The organism is Streptomyces sp. NPDC020898 (genome assembly GCF_044333925.1).
Classification (GTDB): Bacteria; Actinomycetota; Actinomycetes; order Streptomycetales; family Streptomycetaceae; genus Streptomyces.
In genome coordinates, this window is record NZ_JBIRRV010000005.1 from 135,891 (window position 1) to 155,468 (window position 19,578).

The window sequence follows — 19,578 nt, forward strand, 5'->3', positions numbered from 1 at the left end:
GGGCGACCTAACGTCATCGCACTGCCGACTCCGGTGGGAGTTCAAGGGCGAACGTTAGGTAACCCACTCATGTTGACCATCCTGGGCTTCACGATGATCGCGACCTTCCTGGTCCTGATCATGATGAAGAAGATGTCGCCGATCGCGGCGCTCGTACTGATCCCGGCACTCTTCTGCGTCTTCGTCGGGAAGGGCGCCAAGCTCGGTGACTACGTCATCGACGGCGTCACCAGCCTCGCCCCCACCGCGGCGATGCTCATGTTCGCGATCGTCTACTTCGGTGTGATGATCGACGTCGGCCTCTTCGACCCGATCGTCCGGGGCATCCTGAAGTTCGCCAAGGCCGACCCGCTGCGCATCGTCGTCGGTACGGCGCTCCTCGCGGCGATCGTGTCCCTCGACGGCGACGGCTCGACCACCTTCATGATCACCGTCTCGGCGATGTACCCCCTGTACAAGCGCCTGAAGATGAGCCTCGTCGTGATGACCGGCGTCGCCGCGATGGCCAACGGTGTGATGAACACCCTGCCCTGGGGCGGCCCGACGGCCCGTGCGGCCACCGCCCTCAAGCTGGACGCGAGCGACATCTTCGTCCCGATGATCCCGGCGCTCGCCGTCGGCCTGCTCTTCGTCATCGCCCTCTCGTACGTCCTCGGCCTCCGCGAGCGCAAGCGGCTCGGCGTGCTCACGCTGAACGAGGTCCTGGTGGAGGAGCCGGAGCAGGAGCAGGAGTCGGAGACCGTGCTCGTCGGCGCCGGTTCGGGCGTGAAGTCGGCCGGGGGATCCGGTGCGGGCAACTCGGCCGCACCCACCGGCGGTTCGGGTGCCGAGAGCATCCGTGACGACGGCATGGACGATGACGACGACCGGATGCTGAAGGTCCTCGACCCGAACCGCACCACCCTGCGCCCCAAGCTCTACTGGTTCAACGCGCTGCTCACGGTCACGCTTCTCACCTCCATGATCATGGAGTGGCTGCCGATCCCGGTGCTGTTCCTGCTCGGCGCCGCGCTGGCCCTGACGGTCAACTTCCCGCACATGCCCGACCAGAAGGCCCGCCTCGGCGCCCACGCCGAGAACGTCCTCAACGTCTCCGGCATGGTCTTCGCCGCCGCCGTCTTCACGGGCGTCCTCACGGGCACCGGCATGGTCGACAGCATGGCCCGCTGGCTCGTCGACAACATCCCCGACGGCATGGGCCCGCACATGGCCTTCGTGACCGGCCTGTTGAGCATCCCGCTGACCTACTTCATGTCGAACGACGGCTTCTACTTCGGCGTCCTGCCGGTCCTCGCCGAAGCCGGCGCGGCCCACGGTGTCTCCCCCCTGGAGATCGCCCGCGCCTCCCTCATCGCCCAGCCCCTGCACATGTCCAGCCCGCTCGTCCCGGCCGTGTACGTCCTCGTCGGCATGGCGAAGGTCGAGTTCGGCGACCACACGAAGTTCGTCGTCAAGTGGGCGATCCTGACATCGCTGGCGATCCTCGGGGCAGGAATCCTCTTCGGCATCATCTAAGCCGGTGATCCACTGATCCGCCGATCCACTGATCCGCACCCGAACCGTGTGCTTGTCCGGAAGGACCCGACCATGAGGCCCGGTGGGAACCGCGGCTGGCTGCTCCGCCTCGTCATCGCCTTCAGCTTCACGCAGGGGGCGGTGTCGATGGCCCGGCCGGCCGTCTCCTACCGGGCCCTCGCGCTGGGCGCGGACGAGCGGGCGATCGGCGTCATCGCCGCCGCCTACGCCCTGCTGCCGCTCTTCGCCGCCGTACCGCTGGGCCGCCGCACCGACCACGGCCGCTGTGCGCCCCTGCTGACCGTCGGCGCCGTCCTCATCTCCGGCGGCTGCGCCCTCGGCGCCACGGCCAACTCCCTTGCGGCGATGGCCGCGTGGAGCGGAGTGATGGGCCTCGGCCACCTCTCCTTCGTCATCGGCGGCCAGTCGCTGGTCGCCCGGCGGTCCGCCCCGCACGAACAGGACCGCAACTTCGGCCACTTCACCATCGGCGTCTCGCTCGGCCAGTTCATCGGCCCGATCGCGGCCGGCGCGCTGATCGGCGGCCACGACATGGCGGGCACCAGCGCCCGCGCCCTGCTGGTCGCGGGCGCGGTGGCCGCCTTCTCGTTCACGTCGTTGTGGCGCATCGAGGACCGTACGGCCGTCAAGTCCCGTACGGAGCAAGGCGATCGCGTCCCCGTGCACCGCATCCTGCGCACCCGGGGCGTACCCGCGGGCATCTTCGTCAGCCTCGCCGTGCTGTCCGCGACCGACATCCTCACCGCCTACCTTCCCGTGGTCGGCGAGCACCGGGGCATCGCGCCGGCCGTGATCGGCGTGCTGCTCGGGCTGCGCGCGGCGGCCACCATCGCGTGCCGTCTGGTGCTGACGCCCTTGCTGCGACTGCTCGGCCGGCGCCTGCTGCTCACCGTCACCTGTCTGCTGGCGGCGCTGCTGTGCGCGGGGATCGCGCTGCCGGTGCCGGTGTGGGGGCTGGCCCTGATGCTCGCGGCGCTGGGCTTCTGCCTGGGCGTCGGACAGCCGCTGTCCATGACGACGGTCGTCCAGGCAGCCCCGGCCGGCGCCCGCTCCACCGCCCTCGCACTGCGGCTGACCGGCAACCGCCTCGGCCAGGTCGCGGCACCGGCCACGGCGGGCCTGGTCGCCGGGGTCACGGGCGTGGCGGCGCCCTTCGTGATGCTCGGGGTGCTGCTGTTGCTGTCGGCGGGGGTCGCGGCGCGTTCGGCGGCGCGGGCGCCGGTGGAGACGCCGGAGCCGTCCGCTCCTGAGGACCGCGGATCCCGGGCGCCCTCGGGCCGGAAAGGGCCGGACGGGTGATATCCGACGGGGCGTAGGGCGATGCTCCCGCCCTTGAGGACGCAGATGTGAAAGGGAGTCAGGAGAAGCGTGATTTGTATGTAAATCACCTGACTCTGACTCGGAGGAACTCGCATGACCACCTCGCTCCGTCCACGCCGGGCCGGCGCCCGCACCGCCGCCCTCGCGGCCCTCACCCTCGCGGGCACCACCCTCATCGGGGCCCCCGCCGTCGCCGCCCCGGGCGACAACGGAGACGTCAAGATCCACAACGTGGGTACGCCCTACGACGATCAGCGCAACGAGCCGAAGGTCTGCGACTTCTACCTCGCCGCGTTCAACTTCGACGACCTCCCGGACGGCCAGGACATCGAGTGGTCCATCGCGACCCAGCCCCTGGATCCGAACGGCGCCACGCTCGAGGACACCATCCAGCTGGAGTCCGACGGCACCGGTCACACCATGGACCTCACGCTGCCGGACGACCAGTACAAGCTGACGTGGAAGATCGTCGGCGGCCAGGGCGCCGCCAAGCAGAAGGTGTTCAGGGTTGACTGCTCCGACAGTCCGACCGCGACGCCGACCCCGACCCCGACCCCGACCCCGACCGGCGGTCCTGGCGGGCCCGGTGGCGGTCCGGGCGGGCCGCACGGCGGGGTTCCCGCGGGCGGCGGCGGTGTCGCCCGGGCGGAGGCCTTCTCGCCGGTCGCCGGCGCGGCCGCCGTGGGCCTGATCGTGGTCGGCGGAGTGGTCTATCTCCGGACGCGCCGACGTGCCGATGGCGAGGCGTAGCCACGCACGTCGGCCCACGCCCTGGCGCCGGACGCGCGCCTACCGCCTGACCCGCACGGTCGTCGTGACCGTCGCGCTGGCGGTGGGCGGCGTCTGGTGGACCCAGGCCGACGAGTCCGCGCCCGCGCCCGCGGCAGCGCCCGTCCCCGCCGCCGACGGTGCGGAGGCCACGGCGTCCACCAGGAGCGGCGAGGGCGCCGGCGCGGGCGCGGCGCAGCGGCGGCGGGCAACGGCGCCGCCCACCGGGCGGGCCGAGCCGGCCGCGCCGACCCGGCCCGCCAAGCCGGCGAGGAAGCAGCCGGAGCCGTCCAAGCCAACGGCGCCGCCCAGGCCGACGAAGGCCACCGAGCCGGCGAAAGGGCAGCTGAAGCCAGGCCAGCCAGGGAAACCAGGGCGGCCAGGGCCCGGCCGACCGCAGGCGCCGCCCGCCCACCGGAACGCGTCGGCCACGCCGCGGGTGCCGGGAGCGCCGGCCACCCTCCCGCGCTCCCGCCCCACCACCCTGACCATCCCGTACCTCGACATCGAGGCCCCGGTCATGGATCTGCGGCTCGACCGCCGAAGGCAGCTCCCCGCGCCCCCGGACGACGACAACAACCTCGCCGGCTGGTATGCGGGCGGACCGTCCCCGGGGGAGAACGGCACGGTGATCGTCGTAGGGCATCGCGACACCCGTTCAGGGCCCGCCGTCTTCGCCGGCCTCGACGAGATCGAGCCCGGGCGGCTGGTCGAACTGCGTCGCGCGGACGGGCGTATCGCCGTCTACACCGTCGACGCCGTGAAGACGTACGACAAGGCGCACTTCCCCAGCCGGGAGGTGTACGGCGCCCGCGCGCGCCCCGAGTTGCGGCTCATCACCTGCGGTGGCGACTACGACCGGCGGACCGGCTACACCGGCAACATCGTCGTGTACGCCCATCTGACGGCGACGCGATAGGCGAGCCCGTCCGGCGGCTCAGCGCAAGGCCGTTGCCTCGATGCCGAGGAGCTCGGCGAGACGGCGTTCCCCTTCGGGGGTCACCTTGACCGCGCGTTCCGAGCCGATGCGTACGCACCAGTGCGCGTCCAGCACGTGCCGGCACAGGGCCGCGCCGGCGGTGCCCGCGAGGTGGGTGCGGCGTTCCGTCCAGTCGAGGCAGGCACGGGCGAGGGGGCGGCGACCGGTGCGGTCGAGGTCGATACCCGCGGCGGCGAACCAGTGCAGCCCCGCGTCCGTGAGCGCGAACCCGGTGTCCTGGCGGAGCAGCCCGCGCACGGTCAGGGCGTCGGTGAGAGCGATACCGAGCCGTCCGGCGAGGTGGTCGTAGCAGGTTCGGCCCCGTGCCATCGCGGATCCGGCACTCGACTCCCGCAACGTACGCGGGAGTTCGGCCGTGGCGGGTCCGGCCCGGGCGGTCAGGTCCTCGACGAGCTGGGCCACGCGGGCGTCGGCCAGCCGTACGTATCGGTGCCGTCCCTGCCGCTCCTCGGTGAGCAGCCCACCGGCCACGAGCTTGCCCAGGTGTTCGCTGGCCGTCGACGCGACGACCCCGGCGTGCCGCGCCAACTCCCCGGCGGTCCACGCTCGCCCGTCCAGCAGCGCCAGCAGAAAACCGGCCCGGGTCTCGTCCGCCATCAGTGCGGCCAGCGCCGCGAGCCCGGACGCCCGGCCCGGCTTCCCCGTACTCCCCGCACCCGTCGTGGTCATGGACTCAGCATGGGGTACGGACACTTCGGCGCTCGCCGAAGTGTGCCCATCAGGTGCCGTCCTACGCGGTGGTCGGCTTCAGCTGCTCGTACTGCTGTGCCAGCCCGTCCAGCAGCGCCCTGAGGCCGGTCTCGAAAGCCCGCTCGTCGATCTTCTCCTGCTGCTCGGCGAGGAGGTGGGCCTGTCCGAGGTGGGGATAGTCGGCGGGGTCGTACGCGCTCTCGTCGTCCACGAAGCCCCCGGCGAACGAGCCGAGCGCGGAGCCCATGACGAAGTACCGCATCAGCGCGCCGATCGACGTGGCCTGGGCGGGCGGCCAGCCCGCGTCGACCATCCCGCCGTACACGGCGTCGGCGAGGCGCAGGCCCGCCGGGCGGCGGCCGGGGCCGCGGACCATCACCGGGAGGATGTTCGGGTGGTCGCGCAGGGCGGCCCGGTAGGAGACGGCCCAGTCGTGCAGCGCGGTCCGCCAGTCCAGGCCCTCGTCGTGCCCCTCGCCCGCCTCGCCCCCCTCGAACATCGACAGGTCGACCAGCGCGCTCACCGAGTCCGCGACCGCCTCCAGGATCTGGTCCTTCGTCCGGAAGTGGTTGTAGAGGGACGGTCCGCTGACCCCCAGCTCGGCGGCGAGCCGACGCGTCGACAGGGCGGACAGCCCCTCCGCGTCCACCAGGGCCCGTGCCGTCTCGATGATCAGGTCGGTGCTGAGGAGGGGCTTGCGCGGTCGGGCCATGGCGCACATAGTAGGGCTGCATCAGTAAACTAGCACTGCTAATTTAAGCGTCCGTTCGCATCCATAGGGGGCTCGTCATGAACCTGGAACTGAGCGAGGAGCAGACCGCCGTCCAGCGGCTCGCCCGGGACTTCGTCGACCGCGAGATCACCCCGAACGTCGTCGCCTGGGACCGTGCCGAGGACGTCGACCGCGCCATCGTGAAGAAGCTGGGCGAGGTCGGCTTCCTGGGTATGACCATCGAAGAGGAGTACGGCGGCTCGGGCGGCGACCATCTCGCGTACTGCCTGATGACCGAGGAACTCGGCCGCGGGGACTCCTCCGTGCGCGGAATCGTCTCCGTGTCCCTGGGGCTGGTCGCCAAGACCGTCGCGCACTGGGGGAGCGAGGAGCAGAAGCGCCGCTGGCTGCCCGGACTCACCTCGGGCGCGTACGTCGGCTGCTTCGGCCTGACCGAGCCGGGCACCGGGTCCGACGCGGGCAACCTCACCACGCGGGCGGTGCGCGAGGGCGACGAGTACGTGGTCAGCGGCACCAAGATGTTCATCACCAACGGCACCTGGGCCGACGTGGTGCTTCTTTTCGCCCGGTCGACCGACGCTCCTGGCCACAAGGGTGTCTCCGCCTTCCTCGTACCGGCCGACAGCCCCGGACTGACCCGCCGGACCCTTCACGGCAAGCTCGGTCTGCGCGGTCAGGCCACCGCCGAACTGGTCTTCGCGGATGTGCGCGTGCCGGCCTCCGCGATGCTGGGTCCCGAGGGCAAGGGCTTCTCCGTGGCCATGTCGGCGCTCGCGAAGGGCCGGATGTCGGTCGCCGCGGGCTGTGTCGGGATAGCCCAGGCGGCCCTGGACGCGGCCGTCCGGTACGCGGGTGAGCGCGAGCAGTTCGGCGGGCCCATCGCCCGGCACCAGCTGGTGCAGGAGCTGATCAGCGACATCGCCGTGGACGTCGACGCCGCCCGGCTGCTGACCTGGCGGGTCGCCGACCTGATCGACCGCGGCCTGCCCTTCGCGACCGAGTCCTCCAAGGCCAAGCTCTTCGCCTCCGAGGCCGCCGTCCGCGCCGCGAACAACGCCCTCCAGGTCTTCGGCGGCTACGGCTACATCGACGAGTACCCGGCCGGCAAGCTCCTGCGCGACGCCCGCGTGATGACCCTCTACGAGGGCACGAGTCAGATCCAGAAGCTGCTGATCGGCCGCGCGCTGACGGGCGTATCGGCCTTCTGAGTACCTGCCGGTGCATGTCTGGTGATTGTCTGAGTACTTCGACGGATGTGGCGCGGGCCACGGCCGCCGATTCTTGTCCCCATGAGTGAGACAGCGGTCAAGCAGCAGAGCACCTCGGCCTTCTACGGCCAGGCCGTAGCGTCCTTCGCCGTCGCCATGGCGGCGACGGCCATCGGCATCTTCCGGCTGGACGCCAACGCCTGGGTGCGTGGCTTCCTCGCCATCGCCGTCCTCTATCTGGTGACCTCCGCCTTCACCCTGGCCAAGGTCATCCGCGACCGCCAGGAGGCCGGACAGATCGTCAGCCGGGTCGACCAGGCCCGGCTGGAGAAGCTGCTCGCCGAGTACGACCCCTTTGAGAAGCACTGACCTCGGCATGCGCCGAGCGGGCGCGCTAAGCGCCCGCTCACCCGCGGCGGTACAGTGGGGGGTCACTGTCGGTGGAAGGGGCGAACGGGCGATGAGTACGGCGGAGGAGACGGTCGGCGGCGAGGCGGCGCCGTGGGGCGAGGTGACCCCCGACGCGGCCCGGCGGCTGCTCGTCGCAGCCGTGGAGGCCTTCGCCGAGCGCGGCTACCACGCGACGACGACCCGGGACATCGCGGGCCGCGCGGGCATGAGCCCGGCAGCGCTCTACATCCACTACAAGACCAAGGAAGAGCTGCTCCACCGGATCAGCAGGATCGGCCACGAGAAGGCCGTCGACATCCTGCGTACGGCGGCCCAGACCGAGGGCACCGCGGCCGAGCGGCTGGCCGAGGCCGTCAGCTCCTTCGTCCGCTGGCACGCCGGGGGGCGCACCACCGCACGGGTCGTGCAGTACGAACTGGACTCGCTCGGCCCCGACGCCCGCGCCGAGATCCTCGCGCTGCGCCGCCAGTGCGACGCCGAACTGCGCGGGATCCTCGAGGACGGCGTGGAGGCGGACGAGTTCGACGTGCCCGACCTGCCGGGCACGACGGTCGCCGTGCTGTCGCTGTGCGTCGACGTGGCCCGCTGGTTCAACGTCAACGGCTCGCGTACGCCGGACGAGGTCGGCGCGCTCTACGCCGACCTCGTGCTGCGGATGGTGGGGGCCGAGCAGGTCCCGCAGGGAAGCGGGTCCCGGACCCGGACGATCGGGTGACCTGCGACGTACGGGTCTAGAACTCGAGGGCGTGCTGCGAACAACAGGGTTCGCGGCGCAGCTCCCGGCTGACGGTGAGCCAGTCGGTGTGGTCGGTGGTGCGGTCCTCCGCCGGCCTCGTGGCGAACTGGCCGACCAGGTCCTCCTGGCGGTGGACAACGCCGTCGCGCATGACCCATGAGGTGCGGATCAGGTCGTCGAAGTTCTCGAAGGGGTTTCCGTCGACCGCCACGAGATCGGCGAGCTTTCCTGGTTCCAGGGTGCCGAGGTCGTCACCGACTCCGAACAGTTCCGCGGGCACGGCAGTGACTGTGCGCAGCGCCTGTGCGGCGGACAGGCCCGCCGAGTGGTGCAGGAGGCGGAGGCCGAGGTGGAGCTGGAGGCCGTTGGGAGTCAGGGGAGCGTCGGTGCCCAGGGCGAGTGTTCCGCCGTCGGCGACGATCTTCCGGAAGACGGCCGCGTCCTGTTCGACGGCCTGGGTGGCGGCGTCGTTGCGTGGGGCCGCCGCGATTCCTTGGACGAAGGCGGTGTCCCAAGGGGGCATGAGCGTGGTGACGCGTGGGTCCTTCGCCGGCGAGGGGTCCGTCATGAGCATCGCCAGAGCGATGAACGGCGTGACAATGATCTTGAAGTCGCCGCCCCCGTACATCTCGTGGACATCCTGGTAGGCGTGCCCGGTCGCGGAGAGGCTGTGTCCGTATTCGGAACGCTCGGTGGCCTGCAGATGCGTGCTGAGGTCCTGGCCGACGGCTGCGCCCGGTGACAGGAAGTGGCTTCCGGTGAGGACCCCGAGTTCCTGGTGGGCGGTTCGGGCGGCCTCCCGCATGATCCACGTGGGTGCGCGTACGTAGGTCTTGACGAAGTCGTAGTCGAGCGCGACCGCCCGTTCCAGGGATCGCCTGACGCCGTCCTGGGTCCGGTGGGCCCTGCCCATGCTGTAGGCGACCCGGCTGCCGTCGATCAGCTCCCCGGTGGCGAACAGGCGCGGTCCGGTCATGCAGCCCGCGGCCACGGACTCCCGGATGCGCACCGCCTCGTGGGCGAAACCGCCGAGCGAGACGCTGCTGGTGATGCCGTACGCGAGCATGAGGCTGTTCTGCCGGCCTCCGTACGTGTACTGCCACGGGTGCATGTGGGAGTCCCACAGGCCAGGGATGACGGTGGAGGAGGACGCGTCGATCAGCTTCTCGCCCGCCACCGCCCGGGCGCGGTGTGGTTCCACGGCGGCGATGCGGTTGCCGTGGATGACGATGTCGACGTCCTCGCGGACCGTCTCACCGGTCCCGTCCCACAGGCGTCCGACGTGCACCCGGGAGACGTCGGAACGGGACGGCAGGTGGCGGCGGTACCGCAGCGGCACGGGGACGGCGCGTCGGCCGGAGCCGTCGCGGTTGATGAGCCGGAGCCGACCGCTCGACTCGTAGAGCAGACTGCCGGAGTCGCCCGACCATGAGGGGTGGTCGGCCGCCTCGTCGGTGAGGCACACAGGATCACCGGCAGGTACGCCGTCGGGGTGCACCGGCATCACCCACAGTGCCGACTCCATGATGAACGCCATGGCCGAGCCGTCCGGCGACCACACCGGGCCGCCGGCACCGCGGTCGGACAGGGAGGCGTGCGGGGCGGGAAGATGGGCGGTCCACTGTCCGGTACCCGTGTCGACGACGCGGATGACGTTGTATCCCTCGCGGAACCGGTCGTTGAGCTTGTTGCGGTCGCAGAACGCGATGTACTTCCCGTCGGGCGACCAACTCGGAGGGCCGGGCAGGCCGTTGGCGCCGAGCGGCGCGACCAGGGTCTTCTCGGTTCCCGTGGCCAGGTCGCGGATGAGGAGGTTGCCCGTGGAGTCGTGGCAGGCGAGTCTGGAGCCGTCGGGGGAGAGCACGGGGTGCAGGCGTCCTCCGGTGGCCAGCACCTCGGTGCGGTCACCGGTGAGCCATTGACGGTGGACAGCTATCAGGCTGCTGCCGTCCGCGCCTCCCTCGCAGGAGAACAGGATGCTCTCCCCGTCCGGCGCCCAGGACGGCATCTGCACGTAGGCGGACGCGTGCGCCTGCACCAGCTTGCGGGGACGGCCGCCGATCGGCATCACCCACAGCGCGTTGAGCGCGGCGAAGGCAACCGACCTGCCGTCGGGAGAGAGCACCGGAAGGTGGATTCCCTGCACCTCGCGGTCGGCCGACGAGTCGAAGTCGTAGCGTTTTTGGCGGTACTCCGGCCGCGGGACGTCCAGCGACGCGGTGAAGGGGATCAGTTCCGGCGCGGGCTGCGCGGACTGTGCCGTGCCCGGTCGCCGGACCTTCAGCTGTCCGTCGGCGACGTAGAAGAGCTCGCCCTTCGGGGTCCAGCAGGGCGGGAACGGAGAGACGTCCTCATCGCCGGTCACGGGCTCGCCGTCCAGCATGAGGACGGAACTCGCGGCATTGAAGGGCTGTACGGCATCGCCCACATGGACATAGGCCACCCGGCCGTCCGCGGCGACCGCCGGACCCACCAACGTGCCCTTGTCCACCGTCCGTTCCACCGAGACCTTCCCGCCCCTGGCCGGGACAGAGGCCAGAGTCCGTCCGCCCTTGGCTCCGGCTCTGACGAACACCAGCCGGGTGCCGTCCGGGTGCCAGGCGGGGTCGTAGTCCTCGACATCCGGGTCGTCGGTGAGCTGCGCCAGCTCACCGGACCGCACATCCACGGTCCAGATACTGTAGGAGCTTCCCGCCACCGGATGCCCACCGCGCTCGGACGCGAACGCGATCCGTGAACCGTCCGGTGACCATGCCACGCCCCGGTCGTCCCACGGACCGGACGTCAGCCGGCGCAGACGGGAACCGTCCGGTGCCATCGTCCACACATGGAACCCGCCCCCCTGGTACGCGCAGACGGCGATCCGTGAACCGTCCGGCGACCAGGCCGCGCGGGCCGGTTCCAGGTCCGCGGAGGTCAGCGCCGTCGCCTGACCGCCCCCACGCGGAATCGACCACAACACGCCCTGCACCTGGGCGATCAACTGGCCGTCGACGGGCGAAGCGGTCACAAAGGCATTGGTACCGGCCGTGAACTCAAAAGTCGTGGCCGGTGCGGAAAGCGCGGCCGCGCTGTCGGCAGAGGTGGCAACAGAAGAAGCAAAGGCTTGTTCTGAAGACAGTGAGAGGGCTCCGCCGGCCAGCCCGCCCAACCCGGTCTTCAAAGCGCGCCGACGAGACAATTCATCGTGGTGATCCATCAGGCCTCGAAAGTCAGTGCGTCGGCGAGCGGCCCGGCGGACGGGACCGGGCGTGGCTGACCGCCCCGCCCACGCCGTCCGGACCACCTGCCGACACGTTCCATGAAAATGACGTGCTTCTGCAGGGCCCGGCGGTCGCTTTCGTGATGAGGGAGCGACCGCCGGGCCCCGTCTCACGCACCAATCCCCGTCCCCACGGGTCGGCACGTGGCGGGGCCGTCATCCTCCGCTTCGGATACGGCCCAGCTGGGGGGAGTTACGTGTGTCCTGCGGGCTGACGTCAGGGCCGGCCTGCGCACGCCGGGGACATGGCCCGTGTGCGCGCGGAGAGCGGAGAGCTGACTGTCCGTGAGCGTCGTAAGCCTCAAGCGAGACTGTCGCCCCAGGTCAGAGGCGCTCCGAGGCCCGCTCATGACCCGGATCAGTGTCCTCGGGCCTGGACTGGCCGCCCGATCAGGACAGGTCGCTGCTCGGCTGATCCATTCCCGAACAGGTCTGAATCTCGTGTGGGGGGCGCGAGTGCAATGATCACGCTCCGACGCTACGCACGAAGGCAGGGAAGCGGATCCGTCACGGGATCCGTCACCGTATCCGTCAGGGAGCTGCCCACGCGGGTGTGCACCGGCGTCGCACCCTTCAAGCCCACGTTCCCTGCCCCATGCCCGGAGAGGTCACGGGCGGCGAGGGGACGGCCGGAGTGCCTTCCGAGAGGCCGGTGGCCGGGCCGTCGGCCTTGCGCTGCCGGAGCATCAGGAGCGCGAGGGGTACGGCAAGGGCGACCGTACCGGCGCCGGCCCAGAGGGCCGGGATCAGTCCGTCCATGAACGTGGAAGCGGATTCGTAGCCGCCCTGGGCGGAGAAGACGGCGGTGAGGTCGGCGCGGCCGACCTCACGGATGGCGTTGTCGGCGCCGGAGGCGATGCCCTTCGACGCCGACATCGGGCAGACCCGCCGGCCACAGACCTGAAACGGTGGCCTGCGAAGTCCTGGCCTAGAGGGCCTAGAGGTAGTAGCGCGACACGGACTCCGCCACGCACACCGGCTTGTCGCCGCCCTCGCGTTCCACGCTGAAGCCGACGGTGACCTGGACGCCCCCGGCGACGTCGTCGACGCCGTTGATCGTGGCGGTGGCGCGCAGTCGGGAGCCGACGGGGACGGGCGCGGGGAAACGCACCTTGTTCGTCCCGTAGTTGACGCCCATCTTCACGTTCTCGACCTTGATCAGCTGCGGCCCGAAGAGCGGCAGCAGCGAGAGGGTCAGATAGCCGTGCGCGATGGTGGTCCCGAAGGGGCCGGCGGCGGCCTTCTCCGGATCGACGTGGATCCACTGGTGGTCGCCGGTGGCGTCCGCGAAGAGGTCGATGCGCTTCTGGTCGACCTCCAGCCAGTCGGTGTACCCCAGCTGCTCACCGACCGCCGCCTTCAGGTCGTCCGCACCCGTGAAGATCCTCGGCTCTGCCATGTCCCGGCCTCCTCGCCACTGTGTCCAAGTGTCCAAAGCAACTGCACTGTATCTACCTGAGCAATCTACCTAAGCAACTGCTTAGCATGATGGGCCGCGGCCCTCATGTCAACGGACTGCGGTCCGCATTGGGTGGGTAGGGTTCGAGGGGTGCCCCAGCTTCCCGAGAAGATCCACGAACTCACGGTCGGCCAGCTCGCCGCCCGCAGCGGCGCCGCCGTCTCCGCCCTGCACTTCTACGAGTCCAAGGGCCTCATCACCAGCCGCCGCACCTCGGGCAACCAGCGCCGCTACAGCCGCGACGCGCTGCGCCGGGTCGCCTTCGTGCGAGCCGCGCAGCGCGTCGGGATCCCGCTGGCCACGATCCGTGAGGCGCTCGCCGAACTCCCCGAGGAACGCACCCCGACCAGGGAGGACTGGGCCCACCTCTCCGAGGCGTGGCGCTCCGAACTGGACGAGCGCATCAAGCAGTTGAACCGACTCCGCGACCACCTCACGGACTGCATCGGCTGCGGCTGCCTGTCCCTGGAGGGCTGTGTGCTGTCCAACCCGGACGACGTCTTCGGCGAACGCCAGGCGGGATCCCGGCTGATGGTGGAGAAGCGCGGCGCCGGTCCGGCTACTCGTACTCCGTCCCGCCCTTCCGCGTCAGATACGCCGGACTGACCGCCTTCGCGATCGCCCTCCCGCCGGTCACCGCGCTGTACCGCTCGACGGCCGGCCGGATCACCACGCCCTCCCGCAGATGCAGCCCACGCCCGGACACCGTCTCGCGCCCGCTCGCGACCTCCAGGACCCGGTCGATGTCGTACGGACCCTCGAAGAGCCTTGGTACGAGCGGCAGTTCCCCCTCCAGCAGCGCCGCCGCGTCCAGCCAGCGCACCGCCCCGTCGACCTCCACCGAGACGTCGAACACGGAGTAACCGAGCGTCTCGCGCCGCCCGTCCGCGCCGTACGCCAGGTCCTGCACGCCCGCGCCGAACACCTCGCCGAAGATCCCGACCCGGCGCGCCCCGAGCCGTTCGGCGAGCCGGGCGGCTGCCTCGGCGACCCCGTGCCCGCGCACCGCCCGCCAGTACAGGTTGCGCGGGTCCTCCTTCAGGGCGAGCTTCTTGGCGCCGAATCCCTTCGACGAGACCTGGACGCGTCCCTCGTCCGCGAGATACGTCAGCAGGCAGGCCGAGCCGTGCAGTTTCTCCGTGAGGACGACGGGCTCGCCCGGCGTGAAGATGCCGGGGTAGCGCTGGATGTTCTCGATGTCGACCCAGGACATGAGGTCGGGCGCGGACTCGACGTCGCCGTTCATCGTGGGCGGGATCGGCGGCACCCACTTCACGATGCCCAGCCGCTCCGCGAAGTCGGTGCCCTCCGTCGCGGCCCGCGCCAGGTCGACGCCCGTGAGCGCGCTCGGCCGGCACACGATGCCCTGCGACAGCTCGCCGCGCAGCCGCACCGCCTTGACCCGGTCCGACCTGCTCCCCGCCAGCCGCCCGGTCAGCCCCAGCTCCTCGACCAGCTCACCCGGCAGCACGGACTGCTCGGGGATGTAGAGAGCCGCGTCTCCGGTTCGGTACGCCCCCTTGGCGACGACGGCGCGATACAGGCCCACCTGGGCCAGTTCGAGCGCGTCGGCGTTCGGATGCGAGTGGATGGTCAGGACTTCGGCGGTGACGCGCAGCGTCGACATCAGGGCTCCTCAAGTGTCGCTCAGGTGGGTTTCATTGCCGCCAACTCTCCTTGTGGGAAAGGGGTGGAGCTACGGGATTTTTCGCTGCTATGGGCTCCGCCGGGGTTGCTGGTTGTTCACTGCGGGTCCGGTGGGGGCTGGGCGCGCAGTTCCCCGCGCCCCTATCGGGGCCGCGTACTCCGCCAGGCCCGCCCTCACCAACTCGGCGTTGGACGACGCCCGTTCCCCATCCGGCAGGTACAGGGTGTCCTCCAGGCCGATGCGGGTCGCGAGGCCGAGGCGGGCCGCGAGGCGCAGGACGGGCCAGGTGCCGCCGTTCTCGCCGTGCAGGAGGACCGGGCGGCCGTGGGGTGACATGCCGAGGTCGGAGAGGAGGGTGCGGGCGGTGTGCTCGGCCGTGTCGGGGTCGGTGTCCGTCACCTCTGCGAGGACGCACAGCACCTTGGGGGCGACGGGTGAGGCCGCGAACCGGGCCGCGCCGTCCGTCCCGGACCAGATGCCCGCCTCGACGCCCACGCCGAGGTCGATGAGAAGGGCCGCCAGTTCCTCGGCGCCCGGCTCGTGCCAGTTGACGGACGCGTGGTCGGGCAGGACGGTCCACGCACGGACATGCTCAAGCCGCCGCGCCGGATCCGGCTCGGCCCAGGCGCCCGTGGTCACGCCGAGCGGCACGGTGACCCGCGACCGTATCTCCGTCAGCGTCGCCGCGACCGCGCGCGGGGACAGGGTGTCCTGGCCGCAGGGGGACTTGGGATGGACGTGGACGTCGGTGGCCCCGGCCGCCACAGCGGCTGCCGCCGCGTCGGCCATCGCACCCGGCGACAGCGGTACGACCGCACCGTGGGCGGCTCCCCGGGAGCCGTTGAGACACACCTGCACCATGCCTCGATGATGCCGGTCGCCACTGACAATCGGGCCGTCGGGACGCTCGATTGGGGGGTGCGGCATCCCCGGCGCACCCCCGTCGTGCTCAGGCCGACATGAGAAGCAGCCGTCCGCGCCTGGACTCCGCCAGGGCCTCGGGGGTCAGTACGGGCCGCGGCACCACGATGCCGCACTCCGTGCAGACGGGACCCGACGACGGTTCATGGGCCAGGTCGTACTTCCAGGTGAGGTGCTCCCCGACGCACACCGGGCAGACCGAGCCCGGTTCGCGCTCCAGGGCGGCGATCAGCCGTCGCAGCACCTCGGCCAGTGACTCGTGGGGGTGCACCCCCGGGTCGTCGCACCAGGCCACCCCGAACCCACCCCAGGTCAGCCGATGCCAGTCGTCCACGCTTCCGGGCCGGCGCAGCCCGTCGTACTTCTCCTTCTTGCGCCGCTTCGCGAACTCCACCTCGTAGGCCAGCCAGACCGAGCGCGCTTCCTCGAGTTCGTCCAGTGCGGCCACGAGCCGCGCTGGGTCGGGGGAACGGTCCTCCGGGCCGAACCCGGCCCGGGAGCTCAGATGGTCCCAGGTCGCCCTGTGCCCGTAAGGGGCGAACCTCTCAAGGCACTTGCGCAGTGAGTACCGCCGCAGCGCCAGATCGCTCCGCGGATCCCGCACCTGTCTCGCCAGACTCCGGAAACCGGCCATCGCCTTGCACCTCCGTCACACCTGCACCTGTACTTCGGTCACTTCGGCGTCGTCGAACGGACGTCGCCGAATAGACGTATCGACAAGCGATTCGGCTCCATCCGATTTCCGATGACGGCCATAAGCCGTTCGTCGGCCCCCTTCGGACCGCCGTCAACGGCCCTGAGCCGTCCGCCGGACCACCCTTCACGGCTACCTCCTGAAACTGTCGGCCGCCTGTGCAACACCTGTTGGACACGGCACCGGACCGAATGCGCGCCCGGCGCCCCGAAGTGCCCCCGCACCTCTCCAACGCATTCGCAGTACCACGTTGTTCAAACGTGACGCATGTTCATCTTCAATACCGGGGATACCGGCGGTAACGTCTGGCCCACCCCGTTCGGAGTGGTCCACCCCCCGTCCGGAGGAGTCGCCATGTCACGGCGCACCCCAGGCACCACCGTCGATCGGACCTTCAGGCCCGTCAGGACCCTCGACAGACTGAGAACTCCCCGCGGACTCTTCGGGTTCCTGAAGACCGCGACCGTATGCACGCTCATTGCCGGCTTTTTGTCCCCGCTTTCCCCTCTCTCCCCGGCGACCGAGGCCCACGCAGCCGCGGCCAACGACTACTGCGGAGCCCAGTGCTCCGACATCCTGCCGCCCGGTCAGAACGGCAACGCGACCCTCTCCCAGATCCTGCTCAACCAGGCCTTCGGCTCCCAGCCCGAGCACGCGGAAGACCAGCTCGGGCCCTATGCCAACCTGGCCACGGGCTACTCCGGACTCACCAACGCCACCATCAACAACTTCTTCAACGACGCCTCGTTCGGGGTCGCCGCCGACCAGGTCGCCTCCACCCTGAAGCCGGCCGGCCGCACCGACGTGACGATCGTCCGCGACAAGAAGACGGGTGTGCCGCACATCACAGGCACCACTCGTTACGGCACCGAGTTCGGCGCCGGATACGCCGCCGCCCAGGACCGCCTCTGGCTGATGGACGTCTTCCGGCACGTCGGACGCGGCCAGCTGACGCCCTTCGCGGGCGGCGACCCCTCCAACCAGGGCCTTGAACAGGAGTTCTGGCGTCACGCGCCGTACACCGAGGCCGACCTCCAGGCCCAGATAGACAACGCGGTCGCCACCAACGGAGCCCGCGGCCAGCAGGCCCTCGCCGACGTCAACGCCTATGTCGCGGGCATCAACGCGTACATCGACGCCTCCGACAGCGGGCGCTACTTCCCCGGCGAGTACGTCCTCACCGGCTGGAAGGACTCCGTCACCAACGCGGGCACCATCCAGAAGTTCAAGTCCACCGACCTGGTCGCGCTGGCCTCCGTCATCGGCGCGCTCTTCGGCTCCGGCGGCGGCGGTGAGGTCAACAACGCGATCTCACTCATGGCCGCCCAGTCCAAGTACGGCGTCGTCGAGGGCACCAAGGTCTGGGAGTCCTTCCGCGAGCGCAACGACCCCGAGGCCGTCCTCACCCTCCACAACGGCCAGAGCTTCCCGTACGCGACCCCGCCCGCCGACCCGCAGGGTGAGGCCCTGCCCGACGCCGGCACGGTCGCCACGGAACCGCTGGTGTACGACCGTACGGGCAGCGCCGCCACCGCGACCGCGACCAGTACCTCCCGTACGGCGACGGCCACCGCCCTCACCTCCGCCAAGCGCGGAATGTCCAACGCCCTGGTGGTCAGCGGCGCGAAGACCGCCAGCGGCCACCCGATCGCCGTCTTCGGCCCGCAGACCGGCTACTTCGCACCCCAGTTGCTGATGCTCCAGGAGATCCAGGGGCCGGGCCTCAGCGCGCGCGGCGCCTCCTTCGCGGGGCTGAGCATGTACGTCGAACTCGGCCGCGGCCAGGACTACGCGTGGAGCGCGACGACCTCCGGGCAGGACATCATCGACTCGTACGCGGTCGAGCTGTGCCAGGACGACGTCCACTACCTCTACCACGGCACCTGCACCGCGATGGAGAAGATCGAGCAGACCAACGCCTGGAAGCCGACCACGGCCGACGGCACGGCTGCCGGCTCCTACCGGATGCAGGTCTACCGGACGAAATACGGCCCGGTGAGCCATCGGGCGACGGTCGGCGGAAAGAAGGTCGCCTACTCAACCCTGCGCTCCTCCTACATGCACGAGGCCGACTCGATCATCGGCTTCCAGATGCTCAACGACCCCGATTATGTGAAGGGTCCCGCGACCTTCCAGGCGGCGGTGCAGCACATCAACTTCACCTTCAACTGGTTCTACGCCGACTCCACGCACACCGCGTACTACAACAGCGGCGACAACCCGGTGCGCGCGAGCGGCGTCGACGCCGAGTTCCCGGTCTGGGCGCAGTCCGCGTACGAGTGGCGGAACTGGAACCCGACGACCAACACCGCCGACTACACGCCGCCCTCCGCCCACCCCAACTCGGTCGACCAGGACTACTACATCTCCTGGAACAACAAACAGGCCAAGGACTACACCAGCGCCTCCTGGGGCGAGGGCTCCGTCCACCGCGGCAACCTCCTGGAGGACCGGGTCAGGAAACTCGTCACGGCGGGCGGAGTGACACGGGCGCAACTGGTGAAGGCGATGGCCGACGCCGCGCTCGCCGATCTGCGGGCCGAGGACGTGCTGCCGAAGCTGCTGCGGGTCGTCAACAGTTCGACGGTCACCGACTCCGCGGCTGCGGCGGCCGTCAGCAAGCTGTCCGCGTGGGTGACGGCGGGCGCCAGACGCACGGAGACGTCGGCGGGTTCGAAGGCGTACGCCAACGCCGACGCGATCCGCATCCTCGACGCCTGGTGGCCACTGCTGGTGAAGGCCGAGTTCGAACCGGGCCTCGGCACCGACCTCTACACCGCCATCACCACCAACCTCCCCGTCGACGAAGCGCCCTCGGCCGCACACGGTCCGACCGGGGCACACGCCGGAAGCTCCTTCCAGTACGGCTGGTGGAGCTATGTCGACAAGGACCTCCGGGCGATCCTCGGTGACCCGGTACAGGGCGGGCTGGCGCAGAAGTACTGCGGCGGCGGCACGCTCAGCGGCTGCCGGGACATCCTCATCAGCACCCTGAAGACCGCGGCGGCCAAGACGGCCGCCCAGGTCTACCCCGGCGACGACCTCTGCGCGGCGGGCAACCAGTGGTGCGCCGACTCGATCGTCCAGCGCACCCTGGGAGGCATCAAGCACTACAACATCAGCTGGCAGAACCGGCCGACCTACCAGCAGGTCGTCGAGTTCACGTCACACCGGTAGCAGTTGAGGCACCGG

The 19,578-nt window shown here is 70.4% G+C and carries 17 protein-coding genes; 9 read left to right on the forward strand and 8 right to left on the reverse strand.

Going from position 1 to position 19,578, the window contains the following annotated elements; genetic code table 11:
* Nucleotides 1-69: 69 nt before the first annotated feature.
* From ACH4TV_RS17975 to ACH4TV_RS17990, 4 genes are all read left to right on the forward strand, one after another.
* The gene (locus ACH4TV_RS17975; RefSeq protein ID WP_398399072.1) at nucleotides 70-1,515 is read left to right on the forward strand and encodes a CitMHS family transporter; all 1,446 of its coding nucleotides are present in this window, start codon (nucleotides 70-72) and stop codon (nucleotides 1,513-1,515) included.
* A 72-nt stretch (nucleotides 1,516-1,587) separates the two neighbouring features.
* Complete coding sequence (locus ACH4TV_RS17980) at nucleotides 1,588-2,835, forward strand: MFS transporter (protein ID WP_398399074.1); 1,248 nt, start codon at nucleotides 1,588-1,590, stop codon at nucleotides 2,833-2,835.
* Between the two features lie 114 nt (nucleotides 2,836-2,949).
* Complete coding sequence (locus ACH4TV_RS17985; protein WP_398399076.1) at nucleotides 2,950-3,606, forward strand: hypothetical protein; 657 nt, start codon at nucleotides 2,950-2,952, stop codon at nucleotides 3,604-3,606.
* Nucleotides 3,593-4,543 (forward strand): class F sortase, encoded by a 951-nt coding sequence (locus tag ACH4TV_RS17990; RefSeq protein WP_398399078.1) that lies wholly within the window; start codon nucleotides 3,593-3,595, stop codon nucleotides 4,541-4,543. The genes ACH4TV_RS17985 and ACH4TV_RS17990 overlap by 14 nt, the downstream gene beginning before the upstream one ends.
* A gap of 18 nt (nucleotides 4,544-4,561) precedes the next feature.
* Here ACH4TV_RS17990 and ACH4TV_RS17995 read toward each other — a convergent pair whose 3' ends face one another.
* Nucleotides 4,562-5,293 (reverse strand): ArsR/SmtB family transcription factor, encoded by a 732-nt coding sequence (locus ACH4TV_RS17995; RefSeq protein WP_398399080.1) that lies wholly within the window; start codon nucleotides 5,291-5,293, stop codon nucleotides 4,562-4,564.
* Between the two features lie 61 nt (nucleotides 5,294-5,354).
* A complete protein-coding gene (locus tag ACH4TV_RS18000; protein WP_398399082.1) occupies nucleotides 5,355-6,026 on the reverse strand; it encodes a TetR/AcrR family transcriptional regulator in 672 nt (223 codons plus the stop codon).
* 77 nt (nucleotides 6,027-6,103) lie between these two features.
* On the opposite strand from ACH4TV_RS18000, the gene ACH4TV_RS18005 reads away from it, so the two are divergent.
* The 3 genes from ACH4TV_RS18005 (at nucleotide 6,104) to ACH4TV_RS18015 (ending at nucleotide 8,381) form a co-directional block, all read left to right on the forward strand.
* Entirely contained in the window at nucleotides 6,104-7,255 is a 1,152-nt protein-coding gene (locus ACH4TV_RS18005; RefSeq protein WP_398399084.1) for an acyl-CoA dehydrogenase family protein, read from the forward strand.
* Between the two features lie 81 nt (nucleotides 7,256-7,336).
* Nucleotides 7,337-7,624, forward strand: a complete 288-nt coding sequence (locus ACH4TV_RS18010) for a YiaA/YiaB family inner membrane protein (protein WP_398399086.1) — start codon at nucleotides 7,337-7,339, stop codon at nucleotides 7,622-7,624.
* A gap of 91 nt (nucleotides 7,625-7,715) precedes the next feature.
* On the forward strand, nucleotides 7,716-8,381 hold the full coding sequence (locus ACH4TV_RS18015) for a TetR/AcrR family transcriptional regulator (protein WP_398399088.1): 666 nt from the start codon (nucleotides 7,716-7,718) through the stop codon (nucleotides 8,379-8,381).
* A 16-nt stretch (nucleotides 8,382-8,397) separates the two neighbouring features.
* Here ACH4TV_RS18015 and ACH4TV_RS18020 read toward each other — a convergent pair whose 3' ends face one another.
* The 3 genes from ACH4TV_RS18020 to ACH4TV_RS18030 all read right to left on the reverse strand — a co-directional run bounded on the left by ACH4TV_RS18020 (nucleotide 8,398) and on the right by ACH4TV_RS18030 (nucleotide 13,063).
* Nucleotides 8,398-11,412, reverse strand: coding sequence for an amidohydrolase family protein (locus tag ACH4TV_RS18020; RefSeq protein WP_398399090.1), 3,015 nt, complete (start codon nucleotides 11,410-11,412; stop codon nucleotides 8,398-8,400).
* A gap of 825 nt (nucleotides 11,413-12,237) precedes the next feature.
* Entirely contained in the window at nucleotides 12,238-12,540 is a 303-nt protein-coding gene (locus ACH4TV_RS18025; RefSeq protein ID WP_398399092.1) for a hypothetical protein, read from the reverse strand.
* Between the two features lie 61 nt (nucleotides 12,541-12,601).
* A complete protein-coding gene (locus ACH4TV_RS18030) occupies nucleotides 12,602-13,063 on the reverse strand; it encodes a MaoC family dehydratase (RefSeq protein WP_398399094.1) in 462 nt (153 codons plus the stop codon).
* A gap of 150 nt (nucleotides 13,064-13,213) precedes the next feature.
* Here ACH4TV_RS18030 and soxR point away from each other — a divergent pair, with 150 nt between their 5' ends.
* On the forward strand, nucleotides 13,214-13,729 hold the full coding sequence (gene soxR, locus ACH4TV_RS18035) for a redox-sensitive transcriptional activator SoxR (RefSeq protein WP_398399096.1): 516 nt from the start codon (nucleotides 13,214-13,216) through the stop codon (nucleotides 13,727-13,729).
* Here the strand turns inward: soxR and ACH4TV_RS18040 are convergent.
* From ACH4TV_RS18040 to ACH4TV_RS18050, 3 genes are all read right to left on the reverse strand, one after another.
* Nucleotides 13,683-14,750 carry an RNA ligase (ATP) gene (locus ACH4TV_RS18040; RefSeq protein WP_398399098.1) on the reverse strand — a complete coding sequence of 356 codons (1,068 nt, stop codon included), beginning with the start codon at nucleotides 14,748-14,750 and terminating at the stop codon, nucleotides 13,683-13,685. The two genes, soxR and ACH4TV_RS18040, sit on opposite strands and share 47 nt — an antisense overlap.
* A gap of 87 nt (nucleotides 14,751-14,837) precedes the next feature.
* On the reverse strand, nucleotides 14,838-15,632 hold the full coding sequence (locus ACH4TV_RS18045; protein ID WP_398399100.1) for a 3-keto-5-aminohexanoate cleavage protein: 795 nt from the start codon (nucleotides 15,630-15,632) through the stop codon (nucleotides 14,838-14,840).
* A gap of 88 nt (nucleotides 15,633-15,720) precedes the next feature.
* Nucleotides 15,721-16,326: a hypothetical protein gene (locus ACH4TV_RS18050; RefSeq protein ID WP_398399102.1), complete on the reverse strand. Its 606-nt coding sequence runs from the start codon at nucleotides 16,324-16,326 to the stop codon at nucleotides 15,721-15,723.
* Between the two features lie 414 nt (nucleotides 16,327-16,740).
* Here ACH4TV_RS18050 and ACH4TV_RS18055 point away from each other — a divergent pair, with 414 nt between their 5' ends.
* Nucleotides 16,741-19,563: a penicillin acylase family protein gene (locus ACH4TV_RS18055; protein ID WP_398399104.1), complete on the forward strand. Its 2,823-nt coding sequence runs from the start codon at nucleotides 16,741-16,743 to the stop codon at nucleotides 19,561-19,563.
* The last annotated feature ends 15 nt before the right edge of the window (nucleotides 19,564-19,578 follow it).

Bases quoted from the DNA above. Each gene is read 5' to 3' on its own strand.
- ACH4TV_RS18025 (WP_398399092.1), bottom strand. From the start codon at position 12,540: ATGTCGGCGTCGAAGGGCATCGCCTCCGGCGCCGACAACGCCATCCGT.
- ACH4TV_RS18010 (WP_398399086.1), top strand. From the start codon at position 7,337: ATGAGTGAGACAGCGGTCAAGCAGCAGAGCACCTCGGCCTTCTACGGC.
- ACH4TV_RS17975 (WP_398399072.1), top strand. From the start codon at position 70: ATGTTGACCATCCTGGGCTTCACGATGATCGCGACCTTCCTGGTCCTG.
- ACH4TV_RS17990 (WP_398399078.1), top strand. From the start codon at position 3,593: ATGGCGAGGCGTAGCCACGCACGTCGGCCCACGCCCTGGCGCCGGACG.
- ACH4TV_RS18040 (WP_398399098.1), bottom strand. From the start codon at position 14,750: ATGTCGACGCTGCGCGTCACCGCCGAAGTCCTGACCATCCACTCGCAT.
- ACH4TV_RS18050 (WP_398399102.1), bottom strand. From the start codon at position 16,326: ATGGCCGGTTTCCGGAGTCTGGCGAGACAGGTGCGGGATCCGCGGAGC.
- ACH4TV_RS18000 (WP_398399082.1), bottom strand. From the start codon at position 6,026: ATGGCCCGACCGCGCAAGCCCCTCCTCAGCACCGACCTGATCATCGAG.
- ACH4TV_RS17985 (WP_398399076.1), top strand. From the start codon at position 2,950: ATGACCACCTCGCTCCGTCCACGCCGGGCCGGCGCCCGCACCGCCGCC.
- ACH4TV_RS18015 (WP_398399088.1), top strand. From the start codon at position 7,716: ATGAGTACGGCGGAGGAGACGGTCGGCGGCGAGGCGGCGCCGTGGGGC.
- ACH4TV_RS17995 (WP_398399080.1), bottom strand. From the start codon at position 5,293: ATGACCACGACGGGTGCGGGGAGTACGGGGAAGCCGGGCCGGGCGTCC.
- ACH4TV_RS18005 (WP_398399084.1), top strand. From the start codon at position 6,104: ATGAACCTGGAACTGAGCGAGGAGCAGACCGCCGTCCAGCGGCTCGCC.
- ACH4TV_RS18045 (WP_398399100.1), bottom strand. From the start codon at position 15,632: ATGGTGCAGGTGTGTCTCAACGGCTCCCGGGGAGCCGCCCACGGTGCG.
- ACH4TV_RS18030 (WP_398399094.1), bottom strand. From the start codon at position 13,063: ATGGCAGAGCCGAGGATCTTCACGGGTGCGGACGACCTGAAGGCGGCG.
- ACH4TV_RS17980 (WP_398399074.1), top strand. From the start codon at position 1,588: ATGAGGCCCGGTGGGAACCGCGGCTGGCTGCTCCGCCTCGTCATCGCC.
- ACH4TV_RS18055 (WP_398399104.1), top strand. From the start codon at position 16,741: ATGTCACGGCGCACCCCAGGCACCACCGTCGATCGGACCTTCAGGCCC.